We start from the raw sequence: 13,899 nt of genomic DNA on the forward strand, positions 1-13,899 counted from the left end.
GGAACTCCGCCATGCACATCGACATCGACCGCGAACTGTGCGAGGGCTACGGCGTGTGCGTGCAGTCCGCGCCCGAGGTCTTCGCGCTCGACGACGAGGGCGACTCCGTCGTCCTGAGGCCCGAAGTGGACGGCGATCTCGAACAGGGCGTCGTCCTGGCCGAGAAGTCCTGCCCCATGCAAGCAGTCCGGCTCAGCTGAGCACCCGACCCACCTCCGTTGAAAGGATCAATGGTGACCACCACGGAATCGACCGCGTACGAGACCGATCTCGACCTGTTCTCCGACGAGGTCCTTCTCGAGCCGTTCGAGCACTACCGGGAGCTCCGGGACATGGGCCCGGTCGTCTACCTGAAGAAGTACGACCTGTACGGGCTGTTCCGCTACGACCAGGTGCGCAACGCGCTCAACAACTGGGAGGTCTTCAGCTCGGCGCAGGGGGTCGCGCTGAACCCCATCGCGAACGAGGCCTGGAAGAACTCGATCCTGTGCATGGACCCGCCGGAGCACCGCAAGATCCGCAAGGTCTTCGACGACGCGCTGCGGCCGAAGTTCATCCGCAAGGTCGCGGGTGACATCGAGCAGCAGGCCGAGACGCTGGTGGACGAACTGGTGCAGCGCGGCGAGTTCGACGGCGTCACCGACTTCGCACACAAGCTGCCGGTGAGCATCGTGATGGACCTCGTGGGCTTCCCCCGCGACGAGGGCCGGGACAAGATCCTGGGCTGGGCCGTCAACAGTTTCAACTTCGCCGGCCCGCCCGGGGAACGCCAGACGGCCTCGCTGCCGCTGGCCCAGGCGCAGCTGGAGTACCTGATCAACAACGCCAAGCCGGAGAACCTGCTTCCGGACAGCTTCGGCAAGGTCGTTTACGCCGCGGCCGACCGCGGTGAGATCACGCACGAGGAAGCCGTCACGATGATGCTCGGCTACGCGAACGCGGGGCTGGACACCACCATCAATGCGGTGGGCAGCACGCTGTGGCTGCTGGCCCGTAAACCGGACCAGTGGGACGCGATCCGCCAGGATCCGAAGCTGGTGCCGAGCGCTTTCCTGGAGGGGATCCGGCTGGAGTCCCCGGCGCAGTTCTTCTCACGGGTCACCACCGAAGACGCCGATGTGGACGGCGTGACCATCCCGCGCGGCTCGCGCGTGCTGCACTCCTACGCCTCGGCCAACCGCGACGAGCGCCACTACCCGAACCCGGACACCTTCGACGCGCGCCGCAACCCGGTCGACATCCTGGCCTTCGACTCGGGCATCCACACCTGCCCGGGCCGGACCCTGGCCTCGATGGAAGGGCACGCGCTGTTCACCGCTCTGGCCAAGCGCGTCTCGAAGATCGAGCTGACCGGCGAGCCGACGCGCACCCCCAACAGCATCACCCGCGGGCTGGACACCCTGCCCATCCGCGTCTCCTGACGCGAGCCCCCGAAAGGAGTGGCTCTGCCGGGCAGACGGGGCCCGGCAGAGCCACTCCGATCCCCACCACCCCCACGTGACAAGGACAACGATGCCCATCACGACCACCGCCGCCGTCGTCGACGCACCCGGCGAGCCCTTCACCCTCCAGCAGGTCGAGCTGGACGATCTCCGGCCGGACGAGGTGCTCGTCCGGATGGTCGCCGCCGGCCTGTGCCACACCGACCTCAGCGTGCACGCCGGCTACATCCCCTTCGCCCTGCCCGGGGTTCTCGGCCACGAGGGCGCGGGTGTCGTCGAGGCCGTCGGCAGCGGGGTCACCCGTGTCGCCCCCGGCGATTCGGTGGCCCTGTCGTTCACCTCGTGCGGGCAGTGCCGGCACTGCCGCAGCGGCCATCCCGCCTACTGCGCCACCTGGGTTCCGGCGAACATGTTCAACGGCGGCGTCCGCGCCGACGGCAGCGCCACGATCCGGCGTGGCGAGGAGAACCTGGGCGGGCGGTTCTTCGGGCAGTCGTCCTTCAGCGCCAAGGCCGTGGTCGACGAGCGCAGCGTGGTGAAGGTCGACGCCGACCTGCCCCTCGAACTGGTCGCGCCCCTGGGCTGCGGGATCCAGACCGGGGCGGGCACCGTCCTCAACATCCTCCGGCCGGGAGCGGGCAGCACGCTGGCCGTGTTCGGCACCGGCGCGGTCGGGCTCGCGGCGATCGCCGCCGCCGCGCTGAACCCGCTGGCCGCGGTAGTCGCCGTCGACCGGGTCGAGGCCCGCCTCGACCTCGCCCTGGAACTGGGCGCGACCCACCGCGTCAACGCCGAGACCGAGGACGTCGCGAAGGTGCTCGGCGACATCACCAACGGTGCCGGCCTGGACTATGTCATCGACACCACGGCCAACATGGGCGTGCTGCGGACCGCGGTCGAGGCGCTGGGCACCTTCGGCTCGGCCGCCGCGATCGGCGCCGCCCCCATCGGCACCGAGATTTCCCTCGACTACACGGGCCTGCTCGTGGGGAGGTCGATCGTCGGCGTGACCGAGGGCGACTCCGACCCGGAGACGTTCATTCCGGTGCTCGCCGACCTGCACCGCCAGGGCCGCCTGCCGCTGGACAAGATCGTGAAGACCTACCCGTTCGCCGAGATCAACCAGGCCGCGGCCGACGCACGGGACGGCTCCACCATCAAGCCCGTCCTGCTGTTCGACGCGGCGTAAGGACGACGAACATGACGAAACCAGCGACCACCCGCCGCCGTCGTCGCGGTGACCCCCTCGTCGACCTCGCCCACGCCGCGGCCGACGCCGTCCGTGAGCACGGCTGGGACACCATCACCCGTGCCGTGTCCGCCGAGCTGAAGACCCCCGCGGCCCGTCCCCCGGCCGAACTGCGCGGGGTCTACGCGGTGGTCACCCGGCTCACCCAGAGCGCGTGCACACCGATCGTGGTGCCGCTGCTCACCGCGCTGGCGACCAGCGTCAAGCACCCGGAAGTGGACAAACGCGGATGGGCCACCGGCATGCTGGACCGGTCGCTCGAGGTGCCGATCGCGTCGCACCCGACGGGACCCATGACCCGGGCCAGGCAGCGCCGCCTGCTGGCCGTGCTGGGAAGTACCCAGGTCGTGGGTCTGGCGACCGCTCTCAGCAAGGCACCGGCCGCGAAGCAGGCGCTCGCCGCAGGCATGATGGCCCCGGGCGGCGGCTTCCTCTATACCCGTGACCCGGCTCGTTTCGCCGCGTCCATGGTGGCGTTCGCGTTCAGCCTGCTGTTGTGGTTCGGCGCGGGAAGCATGATCGCCCCGCCACTGGTGTGGGCGGCTGCCGCGGCCCTCGCGGCAAGGCGAGCCGGGCGCGGGGGCCGGACCTGGCGCGGCGCCGGGTTCGCGATCGCCGCGGCGCTCGCCGTCACCGCCGCCGAACAGTACCGCCTGCGGCGCAAGACCTTCGCCGCGCAGCTCGAGCAGGCCACCGCCGCCAACCGGCTGCTCGCCCAGGCGAGCCCGCCCCTGCGGGGCGACGCCCGGCCGGCGGTCCACGCCGGTGACGAGCTGGGCGACGAGGAGCTGGCGCTGACCCGGCGGTTCGTCGACATGGCGCTGCAGGATCCCGCCGACTGGTCGAACTGGACGGTCATCGACCAGTTCCAGCCGGCCGCGCTGCGGTACCAGGTTGACGCGATGATCAACGCGCTCGCCCTGCAGCGATACGCCCGCAACCCGGCGGCCACCACCTACCTGGACGAGGCGCAGCGCCGGCTCATCGAGCGCTATCAGCAGAAGAAGGTGTGGGGATACTGGGCGCTGGAGAACCTATGGGGCAACCTCGAATGGGATCCCGATCCGGGTAAGAAGCAGAACATCATGATGACGGGGTACTTCGCCCTGTCGATCGGCCTCTACCAGACGGTCAGCGGCGATTTCTCCCACAGCGAGCCGGGCGCGATCACGTTCGCGTGGAACCGCCGTCGCAAGTTCCGCTACAGCCTGGGCGAGTTGTGCTCCGCCCTCACCGCGGACTACGTCCGCTCGCCGTGGGGGCTCGTGGTGTGTGAGCCGAACTGGATCTTCTCCCTGTGCAACCTCCGGGGTGGCACGGCGCTGCGGGTGCACGATCGGCTCCACGGCACGAACTTCTGGGAGCAGGTCAAGGACGGCTACGTCCGGGGGTTCGAGCAGGAGATCGTGCGTCCCGACGGCATGGTCAACGCCTACCGCTCCAGCCGCGCCGGCATCGGGCAGCTCGGGGTGGTTTCGGCCACCGATCTGCGGCCGCTGCTGCCCCACGTCGCTGACCGCGGGTACACGCTGCTGCAGGCGGCGTGCAAGCAGCCGGACGGTGCCGTGCGAACCCCGTTCCTCGGGGACGACAAGCTGCTCGACCCCGGGAACTACTCGTTCCACCCGCTGACCGCGTACGCCGCGGTCATGGAGGAAGGGCGCGAGGCGGGCGACATGGACCTCTACCGCGGGGCGTACGCCGAGCTGAGGGACCGTGTGGCACCCAGGATCGACGAGCGGGGTTGGTTGACCGTCGATGGTGCGTCGACATTGGCCTACACCCTGCTCGGCCGGGCCCTGTTCGGCCGCACCGGTGGCTGGCTCGACCTGGTGGAGCGGGGCATGCCGGAACACTGGCTCAACGGGCCGGTGGTCGACGAGGTGCCCTACCCCGATGTGCTGGTCGCTCGTGCGGTCAGCGACGGCGACGGCCTTGACGCCGTACTGCGGGCCACCAACGGCGGCGGCCGGTTCGAGATCGGACTCGCGCGTCTGCGGCCGCGGCGGAAGTACGCAGTGGAGGGAGCGACCGATAAGACGGTGGTCGCCGACGACGAAGGACGCGCGCGAGTGACCGTCGACGTCCACGGCCGACAGGAGGTACGGGTGATTCCCCATGCCTGACAACGCCGTCGCCCACGTCCGGAGCTTCCTGGCCGCCCGGCGGGACGCGGTGGCCGCGCGGGTCGCCGCCCAGCCGGGGGAGTGGATGAGCATCCCCGCCTGGTCACGGTGGTTCCGGGTCGCCTACCGGTTGCTTCGCCGTGACCTCACCGAACCGGCGCCGCCACGGGAACGCTGATGGCCGAGCACTCGCTCGGCAGCGGGCACGACGCGGTCGGGCTGCTCCCGACTGCGGGCGTCGCACTCGCCGTGATCGCGGGTGTGCTCTACCTGTGGGCCGTCGGCCGCCCGTCGTCGAACGGGCGCCGGCGGCCCGGAGGGCGCACCGCCGCCTACCTGGGCGGGGTCGCATTGCTGGTGCTGGCCCTCTTCACCAGTGCCGGGGACAACGATGACGAACTATCCGTCCACATTGGACGGCACATGGTGCTGATGATGGCGGTGGCGCCGTTGCTCGTGGCCGGTGAGCCGTTGCGGCTGCTGTTGGGAGCATTGCAGCGTGAACGCCATCTGGCGCTGGTGGAGGTGATGTGCGATCCGGTGGTGCGTGCGTTGACCGCCGGGCGCTGGACCGGTGTCCTGCTGGCGGCCGACTACTACGGCTCGATGGCGGTCTACCTGCACACCCCGCTGCTGCGCTGGTCGTCGGAGCACATGTGGATCCACGTGGTCAGCAACATCTACTTCCTGCTGTGCGGGTGGTTGTTCTGGTCGGCGCTGCTCGGCCGGGACCCGGCGGGCTGGCAGCCGTCGCGGCGCGCGAAGCTCGTGATGGCCGCGGTCGGAGTGCCGTTCAACGCACTGCTCGGGTGGAGCCTTTCCTGGCGGATGCCGGACCTGGGTGGCCACGGCGCCGCAGAGGTCGGCACCGCGGCCTGGGTGACCGGCATCGTCGGCGGACTGCTGAGCCTGGCCGGTGTGCTCGTCGTCGCCAGGCGGCCGTTCCGCGGCCGCCGCAAGCCTGTTCACCGGGAGGAACGATGGCCTGTTGTGTCCTGATCGCCATGGCGATCGCGTCGTTGCGCCGCAAGCTGGCCCGGCGGACGAAGAAGTGAAATGGGAAACGGCGCCGGTACCTGGCTCAGGTCGAGGTACCGGCGCCGTCGGTCTGGTGCCCGCTCAAACGAGCTGGCGGACCAGGATCGTGGCGACGCAAGCCGGCTTGGGCGCGTCCTCCACGGCGATGGTCATCGTGATGGCGAGCTGGACGCCGCCCTTGACGTCGGTCACCTCGTCCAGCGTGGCGGTGGCGCGCAACTTGCTCCCGACCGGAACCGGAGACGGGAAGCGAACCTTTTCACACCCGTAGTTGACCGTGAGGCCGAAACCAGTGAACTCGATGATCTCCGGCAGCAGCCGCGGCACGAGCGACAGCGTGAGGTACCCGTGCGCAATCGGGCCGCCGAAGGGGCCGTTCTTGGCGCGTTCGACGTCGACGTGGATCCACTGGTGGTCCCCGGTCGCCTCGGCGAACTGGTTGACGGCTTCCTGGGTGACTTCGAACAGCTCGCTCTGTCCGAGCGGCTCGCCGACCGGCAGCGCGCGGACCCCCTCGATGCCGTTCACGATCCTGGCGGGCATGTCAGGCCTCCTCGATGACGAGCGGAGCGGGCTTGAAGTCCTGCAGTTGACCGGCGTAGTCGCCGGCGAACAGGTCGGCGACGCCCTTGGCGGTCCAACCGTCGGCGTGGAACTTCTCGGCCACCTCATCCGGATGTGTCCACAACGCGATCCGATCCCCGCCGGCCGCGATCGCCTGCCCGGTGACGCCGTCGGACTCCTTCGACGCGAGGTAGACGATCACCGGCGCCACGTCGTCCGGGCTGCCCAGGCCCTTGCGGCGCGCGGCCTCGGGAATCGGCTCGCCCGCTTCCGCCTTGGCGACCAGCTCGCCAAGACCGGGGATGGTCGCGACCATCCGAGTGAGCGCGGTGGGCACGATCGCGTTGACCGTCACGCCCATCTTCGCGTGCTCGACGGCCCAGGTGCGCATCATCGCGACGATCGCGCCCTTCGACGCCGAGTAGGCGGTCTGACCGAAGCTCGCCCGCTGTCCGGCGGGGGACCCGACCAGGATCAGGCGGCCGCCTTCACCCTGCTCCCGGAACTGCCTGACTGCGGCGCGACCGCAGGTGAAGGTTCCGCGCAGGTGGCTGTTGACCACCAGGTCGAAGTCCTCGTCGGTGGTGTTGCGGAGAGTCTTGTCGCGCAACGCGCCGGCGTTGGTCACCATCACGTCGAGGCGGCCGAACTCCTCGACCGCGCGCCGAACGAGGCGATCGGCCATCTCGCTGCCGCCGACGGCGCCCACTTCGGCGACCGCGCGGCCGCCGGAGCCAGTGATCGTCTTGACCGTGTCCTCGGCGACGTCGGCGTCCAGGTCGTTGACCACGACCGCGGCGCCGGCCGCGGCGAGTGCACGGGCGTAGGACCGGCCCAGGCCGCGGGCCGATCCGGTGACCACGGCAACCCTGCCGTCGAGCATGTGTCCTCCTTGAGACGACGCGGTGTGCGCCGGTTCGCGTTCTGTGCGATCAGTCTTGACGGTAGGAGCTGGGCGCGCCCGGCGGATGCCGCCGATGACTGCTTCCACGCCAGCTTCTGTCCTGCCGCGTCTACGTCGCATGTCGTAGGGACCGCGACTCCGAAGAGGCCGTCATGGTCGGTTGTGGACGGTTTGCTGCGTCCGGTGCAGAGCCGCGACGAGTTCGGCCGGTTCGACGTCCTTGTGCAGGAAACCCGCGGCACCGCGGGACAGCGCGGCGTCGATCCGTTCCTGGCTGCCGAAACTGGTGAGGATGAACACCCGGACGTCCGGGTACCGGCGCCGGATTCGGCCCGTCGCGGTCACGCCGTCCATGTTGGGCATGACCAGGTCGAGCAAAACGACATCGGGCAGGTCATTCCGTGCGGCCATGAGGTCCAACTGGTTCAGGGCCTGCCTGCCGTCGGCGGCCTCGCCCGCGACCGTGATGCCCAGGACTTCGAGGTAGGCCCTGATGGCACGCCGGACTCCCGCGTGGTCGTCGACGACGAGAACGCGAAGCGATGCCGGCCTTGCGTCACGGGTCATGGTCGAACCTCCGGTGGGTGGCGCGAGCTGCGTGCCTCCACCAGCATGCACAACCACCGACCCGGCGTCACCAGGAAACCACGCAGTTCGGGCCCGCCGGGCCGAATCTACGTCATTTGTCACGGTAGCGCTGGGGTTCACAGCCGGGTCGGCTCGGTCAATGAACAGTGTCTCCGGGCCACCGTGCCTCCCTACGATCGAACACGGATTCAGAACGACTCGACGAGGAGCGCCGAAATGGATACCAGCCGGTTGACCGCGATCGACGTGCACACTCACGTCCTCGCCTCGGTCACGGAAAAGGAGCGCACCGGAACGGCGTCCGACTCGCTGGCCAAGGTGTTCGGATCGATTCCCGAGCTGACCGTCCCGGAACTGGCGGAGTACTACCGGGAACGGAACATGGCGGCCGTGGTGTTCACCGTCGACTCGATCACGCGGACCGGCAACGAGTCCCGGGTGTCTAATGAGGAGATCGCGGAGCAGTCGGCCGAGTACCCGGACACCCTGATCCCCTTCGCCAGCGTCGATCCGGGACGTGGCGCGGCCGCCGTCCGGATCGCCCGGCGCCTGATCGAGGACCACGGGGTGCGGGGATTCAAGTTTCATCCCAGCGATCAGGGTTTCTTCCCGAACGACCCGGCGGCGTACCCGCTCTACGAGGTCATCGCGGAAGCCGGGCTGCCCGCGCTGTTCCACAGCGGACAGACCGGTGTCGGCGCGGGTCAGCGTGGCGGTGGTGGCATCCGGTTGAAGTACTCGAACCCGATGCACCTCGACGACGTCGCGGTCGACTTCCCGGACATGCCGATCATCATCGCGCACCCGTCCGTTCCGTGGCAGGACGAGGCGCTGGCGGTGGCGGGACACAAGCCGCAGGTCTACATCGACCTGTCCGGGTGGTCCCCGAAGTACTTCCCGCCGCAGCTGGTTGCTCAGGCGAACTCGCTGCTGAAGACCAAGGTCCTGTTCGGATCCGACTTCCCGGCGCTCACGCCCGACAGGTGGCTCTCCGACTTCGCGAAGCTGGACCTCAAGGACGAGGTCCGCCCGTTGATCCTCAAGGAGAACGCCCTCCGGCTGTTCGGTCTGGTTGAGCCGAAGACCGAGGAGAGCTGATCCGATGGACGTCTCCTTCGGCACGATCTGGGAGGCCGTGGCCCGCGGCCTGCCTGAGGCCGTCGCCATTTCCGAACCGGGTCGCGATTACACCTACGCCGAGTTCGACGACCGGTCCGCGCGACTGGCCGCCGCGCTGGAGGCCGCCGGAGTGGGCGCGGACGACAAAGTGGCTTGCTACCTGTACAACGGCGCTGCCTACCTCGAGACCGTCTTCGCGGCGCTCAAGATCGGCGCCGTGCCCATCAACGCGAACTACCGGTACACCGAGGGCGAACTGTCCTCGCTGCTCACCGACGCCGACGCCGCCGCGATCGTCTTCAGCGGTGAGCTGGCGGGCAACGTCACGCATGCGTCGCGCAACGTGGCGACCCTGCGTCTGCTGGTGCGGGTCGGGCCCGCACCCGAGGACCGGCCGGGGCCGGACGTGGCCGAACTCGAGGAGCTGCTTGCGGCGAGCGAGCCCCGGCCTGCCGAGCACCGGTTCGGGTCGGACCAGATCTTCATGTACACCGGTGGTACCACGGGCAAACCGAAGGGCGTGATCTGGCGGCAGTCCGACCTGCTGCATTCGCTCGCCATCCCGGTCTTCCGCCCGCTGGGCGTCTCGACCCTGCCGGCGACCTTGTCCGAAGCGGTCGACATCGCGATCGAGGCGCACGCCGAGGGCCGCGCTCCGGCGACGATGCCCGTCGTCCCCCTCATGCACGCTACCGGGCTGTTCAACTCGATGGGCGCGCTCCTCGTCGGCGGACGGGTCATCACCGCCCGTCGAGGAGGGCTGGATCCCCGGCACGTGTGGGAGACGGTCGCCGCTCAGCGCGTGGGAACCGTCATCGTCGCGGGCAACGCCGTCTGCCAGCCGCTGGTCGACGAACTGGTGGCGGCGGAGCAGGCGGGTACGCCGTACGACCTGAGCTCGCTGAGGTCTGTGCTCAGCTCGGGCACCAAACTGAGTGACCGCCTCAAGCGCGCCCTGCACGAACGAGCAGACGTGACGATCACCGACGCCATCGCCTCCAGCGAGGGCGGCCCGTTCGCCTTCGCGATCACCTCGTCCGTCGACGACCTGCCTGCGCGGTTCTTCCCGGTCCCCGCGACGAAGGTCATCGGCAAGGAGGACCGGGAGGTCGTGCCGGGCAGCGGCGAGACCGGTGTGCTCGCCTACAGCGGACCGATGCCGCTGGGCTACTACAAGGACAGCGCCAAGACGTCCACGACGTTCCGGACGATCGACGGGGTCCGCTACGCGATCCCCGGCGACCTGGCCGAACTGGAAGCCGACGGCGCCATCCGCTTCCTCGGCCGGGGCTCGGGGGTCATCAACACCGGCGGCGAGAAGGTGCACCCGCAGGAGGTCGAGGACGCTCTGCTGTCCCACCCCGACGTCACCGACAGCGTGGTCGTTGGAGTTCCTGACGACACCTGGGGCGAGCGGGTGGCCGCCGTGGTGGCCACCTCGAACGAGACGCTCACTGAACAGGATCTTCAGGCGTGGGTTCGCCGGACGCTCGCCGGCTACAAGGTGCCCCGGAGCGTGGTTCTGCTGCCGAAGCTGCCCCGCACGCCGACCGGGAAGCTGGAGGTGCCGTGGGCCAAGGACACCATCCAGAACGCGGCGGGATCGGACGCGCGATGAGGGGGCCCGACGGGGAAATCGACGAGGCCGAACTCCGGGTCGGTGAAGTTCACGACCACGCGGCGGGAATGACCGCGGTCGGGGTGTCGCTCAAGCGCGCTTACGAGCAGATGGGCGTGGCCCGGACCGTGATGACGTTGCCGTTGCTGAACCAGCGGCACGGGTTCGACTGCCCGGGGTGCGCGTGGCCGGAGTCGCAGGGACGGCGTAAGCCGGCGGAGTTCTGCGAGAACGGCGCCAAAGCCGTGGCGGAGGAGGCCACCACCCGCCGGGTGACGCGGGAGTTCTTCGCCGCGCACCCGATCGCGGAGCTGGCGACGAAGACGGACTACTGGCTGGGGCAGCAGGGGCGGCTGACCGAGCCGATGGTCCTCCGGCCGGGTGGCACGCACTACGAGCCGATCTCGTGGGAAGCGGCCTTCGCGCTGATGGCCGGTGAGCTCAACGCGATGACATCGCCGGACGAAGCCCTGTTCTACACCTCGGGCCGCACGAGCAACGAGGCCGCGTTCCTGTATCAGTTGTTCGGGCGCAGCCTGGGCACGAACAACCTGCCGGACTGCTCGAACATGTGCCACGAGTCCTCCGGGGCCGCGCTCACCGAGACCATCGGTATCGGCAAGGGCTCGGTGAGCCTGGCCGACCTGCACGGGGCGGACCTGATCCTGGTCGTGGGCCAGAACCCGGGCACGAACCACCCGCGGATGCTGTCGGCACTGGAAGAGGCCAAACGGGGTGGTGCGTCGATCATCTCGGTGAACCCGCTGCCCGAGGCCGGCCTGATGCGGTTCAAGGACCCGCAGGGCGTCCGCGGTGTGCTCGGCGGGGGGACGGCGCTGACGGACGTGTTCTGCCAGATCCGCCTGGGCGGCGACCTCGCGTTCTTCAAGGCGATCGCGGCCCGGTTGTTCGCGCTGGAGGAGCAGGCACCGGGCACGGTGCTGGACCGGGAGTTCCTGGACCGGCACACGCACGGGTTCGACCCTTATCGCGTCCAGGCTCGCGACGTCGACGAGAAGGAGTTGCTGGCGGCCACCGGGCTGACTTCGGAGTTGCTGGACGAGGTCGCCGTGCGATTCGCGCGGGCCGAGCGGATCGTGTTGTGCTGGGCGATGGGCCTGACGCAGCACAAGCACTCGGTGCCCACGATCCGCAAGGCCGTGAACCTGCTGTTGCTGCGCGGCATGATCGGCAAACCCGGCGCCGGGGTGTGCCCGGTGCGCGGCCACTCCAACGTCCAGGGCGACCGCACCATGGGCATCTGCGAGAAGATGCCGGAGTCCTTCCTCGCCGCGCTGGACGCCGAGTTCGGCATCACCTCGCCGCGCAAACACGGCTACGACACCGTCGACGGCATCCGCGCCATGGCGCGAGGCGAGATCCGGGTCTTCATGGGCATGGGCGGCAACTTCGCCCGCGCGACGCCCGACACCCAGGTCACCGAGGCCGCGCTGCGCCGGTGCCTGCTCACCGTCCAGGTGTCCACCAAGCTGAACCGCTCGCACCTCGCCACCGGGGACACCGCGCTGATCCTGCCCACCCTCGGCCGCACCGAACGGGACCCGTCCGGGTTCGTCACCGTCGAGGACTCGATGTCGGTGGTGCACCGCTCCCGTGGCCGCCTGCGCCCGGCGAGCGGGCACCTGCTGTCCGAGCCCGTCATCGTGTGCCGGCTGGCCCGCGCCACTCTCGGCGCCGGTCATCCGGGGCCCTGGGAGGAGTTCGAAACCGGCTACGACCGCGTTCGCGAAGCGATCGCGCGCGTCGTGCCCGGGTGCGAGGACTACAACACCCGTGTCCGTGGACGAAACGGCTTCGTGCTGCCACACCCGCCCCGGGACTCCCGGGAATTCCCCACCACCACCGGCAAGGCGCACCTGACGGTCAACGAGCTGACCTACCCCCGGGTACCCGAAGGGCGGCTGCTCCTGCAGACCCTGCGCAGCCACGACCAGTACAACACCACCATCTACGGGTTGTCCGACCGCTACCGGGGCATCGAGAACGCCCGGCGCGTGGTCATGGTCCACCCCGGCGACCTCGGACAGCTCGGCCTGCGCGACGGGCAGACGGTGGACCTCGTCAGCGAATGGACAGACGGCACCGAACGCCGGGTCACGGCCTTCCGTGTGGTCGCCTATCCCACGGCACGAGGCTGCGCGGCCGCCTACTACCCCGAAACCAACCCCCTCGTCCCACTGGACTCCGTCGCCGACACCTCCAACACCCCGGCCTCCAAGTCGGTGGTCGTGCGTCTGGAACCAGCGGCCGGACCGTTCCGGGAGAACCCATGACCCTCCACTCGTCGCTGCCGCGGCTGCTGACCGACGGCAGCCGGCCGACTCCGGTGCGGTCCGATCCCCGCCCGCTGAAGGTCATGGGCATCCTCAACGCCACGCCCGACTCCTTCTGGCAGGGCAGTCGTTACCCGGCGGTCGGACGGGCGATCGAGGCGGGGGAGGAGATGTTCGCTCTCGGTGCCTGGGCGGTCGACATCGGCGGCGAGTCGACCCGCCCCGGTGCGGCGCCGGTGTCCCCGGCCGAGGAGCTGGAGCGGATCGCGCCGATCGTGGCGGCGCTGGCCGGCCGTGGCCGGGTCTCCGTGGACACGCGGCACGCCGAGGTCGCCGAGGAGGCCGTCCGGCTGGGCGCCTCGATCATCAACGACGTGTCGGGCTCCCTGTGCCCGGTGGCGGCGCGGACGGGCGCCGGATACGTTGGCATGCACTCCCACACCGTTCCGGTGTCAGTCGACGGGAACCCGGTCTACGACGACGTCCACGCGGAGGTCGCCGCCCACCTCTCGGCGATCGCCGCCGAGGCACGGCAGGAGGGCGTCGGGGACTTGTGGATCGATCCCGGCATCGGGTTCGGCAAGTCCGTCGAGGACAACCTGGAACTACTGCGCCGGCTTCGCGAATTGTCGTCCCTCGGTGTCCCGGTGCTGGTCGGTGTCAGCCGGAAGTCCTTCATCGGCAGGATCACCGGCCGCGACGTCGGCGACCGCCTCGCGGGTTCACTCGCCCTGATCGCGCCGGCCTGGACGGCCGGCGTCGACGTCATCCGCGTCCACGACGTCGAGGCGACGCTGGACACGATCGCGATGCTGGACGCCGTCTGGGGGCGCCCGCGGACCTGAATCCGCCGGTCGTCCGGGCCTGGGACGAAAGTTCCTCCCGCCGGAGCGGATCCGGGAGGACCATTTTCGACCGGGCCACCCGACGGGGCCGCCATCCGGATCGCTGACACAC

At 69.7% G+C, this 13,899-nt stretch carries 13 protein-coding genes; 10 read left to right on the forward strand and 3 right to left on the reverse strand.

Translation table 11 applies throughout. From position 1 onward, the window contains the following. Positions 1–11: 11 nt before the first annotated feature. The 6 genes from IE290_RS03960 to IE290_RS03985 all read left to right on the forward strand — a co-directional run bounded on the left by IE290_RS03960 (position 12) and on the right by IE290_RS03985 (position 5,816). Entirely contained in the window at positions 12–200 is a 189-nt protein-coding gene (locus IE290_RS03960; RefSeq protein ID WP_191243103.1) for a ferredoxin, read from the forward strand. A gap of 33 nt (positions 201–233) precedes the next feature. Next, a complete protein-coding gene (locus IE290_RS03965) occupies positions 234–1,421 on the forward strand; it encodes a cytochrome P450 (protein ID WP_229874135.1) in 1,188 nt (395 codons plus the stop codon). A 91-nt stretch (positions 1,422–1,512) separates the two neighbouring features. Further along, entirely contained in the window at positions 1,513–2,631 is a 1,119-nt protein-coding gene (locus IE290_RS03970) for an NAD(P)-dependent alcohol dehydrogenase (protein WP_191243105.1), read from the forward strand. 11 nt (positions 2,632–2,642) lie between these two features. Beyond that, complete coding sequence (locus tag IE290_RS03975) at positions 2,643–4,817, forward strand: linalool dehydratase/isomerase domain-containing protein (protein WP_191243106.1); 2,175 nt, start codon at positions 2,643–2,645, stop codon at positions 4,815–4,817. After that, positions 4,810–4,995, forward strand: coding sequence for a hypothetical protein (locus IE290_RS03980; RefSeq protein WP_191243107.1), 186 nt, complete (start codon positions 4,810–4,812; stop codon positions 4,993–4,995). The genes IE290_RS03975 and IE290_RS03980 overlap by 8 nt, the downstream gene beginning before the upstream one ends. Next, positions 4,995–5,816, forward strand: coding sequence for a cytochrome c oxidase assembly protein (locus IE290_RS03985; protein WP_191243108.1), 822 nt, complete (start codon positions 4,995–4,997; stop codon positions 5,814–5,816). The genes IE290_RS03980 and IE290_RS03985 overlap by 1 nt, the downstream gene beginning before the upstream one ends. Before the next feature lie 120 nt (positions 5,817–5,936). Here the strand turns inward: IE290_RS03985 and IE290_RS03990 are convergent, their stop codons facing one another. From IE290_RS03990 to IE290_RS04000, 3 genes are all read right to left on the reverse strand, one after another. Then, entirely contained in the window at positions 5,937–6,398 is a 462-nt protein-coding gene (locus tag IE290_RS03990) for a MaoC family dehydratase (RefSeq protein WP_191243109.1), read from the reverse strand. 1 nt (position 6,399) lies between these two features. Continuing rightward, on the reverse strand, positions 6,400–7,302 hold the full coding sequence (locus IE290_RS03995; protein WP_191243110.1) for an SDR family NAD(P)-dependent oxidoreductase: 903 nt from the start codon (positions 7,300–7,302) through the stop codon (positions 6,400–6,402). A 171-nt stretch (positions 7,303–7,473) separates the two neighbouring features. Beyond that, a complete protein-coding gene (locus tag IE290_RS04000) occupies positions 7,474–7,890 on the reverse strand; it encodes a response regulator (RefSeq protein ID WP_191243111.1) in 417 nt (138 codons plus the stop codon). Positions 7,891–8,127: 237 nt separating this feature from the next. On the opposite strand from IE290_RS04000, the gene IE290_RS04005 reads away from it, so the two are divergent. The 4 genes from IE290_RS04005 to folP are packed head-to-tail and all read left to right on the forward strand — an operon-like array spanning position 8,128 to position 13,787. Then, on the forward strand, positions 8,128–9,009 hold the full coding sequence (locus IE290_RS04005) for an amidohydrolase family protein (protein ID WP_191243112.1): 882 nt from the start codon (positions 8,128–8,130) through the stop codon (positions 9,007–9,009). 4 nt (positions 9,010–9,013) lie between these two features. Beyond that, positions 9,014–10,648: an AMP-binding protein gene (locus IE290_RS04010; RefSeq protein WP_191243113.1), complete on the forward strand. Its 1,635-nt coding sequence runs from the start codon at positions 9,014–9,016 to the stop codon at positions 10,646–10,648. After that, positions 10,645–12,942, forward strand: coding sequence for an FdhF/YdeP family oxidoreductase (locus IE290_RS04015; protein WP_191243114.1), 2,298 nt, complete (start codon positions 10,645–10,647; stop codon positions 12,940–12,942). The genes IE290_RS04010 and IE290_RS04015 overlap by 4 nt, the downstream gene beginning before the upstream one ends. After that, a complete protein-coding gene (gene folP, locus IE290_RS04020; protein ID WP_229874137.1) occupies positions 12,939–13,787 on the forward strand; it encodes a dihydropteroate synthase in 849 nt (282 codons plus the stop codon). The genes IE290_RS04015 and folP overlap by 4 nt, the downstream gene beginning before the upstream one ends. Positions 13,788–13,899: the final 112 nt, after the last annotated feature.

Origin of the sequence: Amycolatopsis deserti (assembly GCF_014653945.1) — a bacterium.
In the GTDB taxonomy this organism is placed as follows: domain Bacteria; phylum Actinomycetota; class Actinomycetes; order Mycobacteriales; family Pseudonocardiaceae; genus Amycolatopsis_E; species Amycolatopsis_E deserti.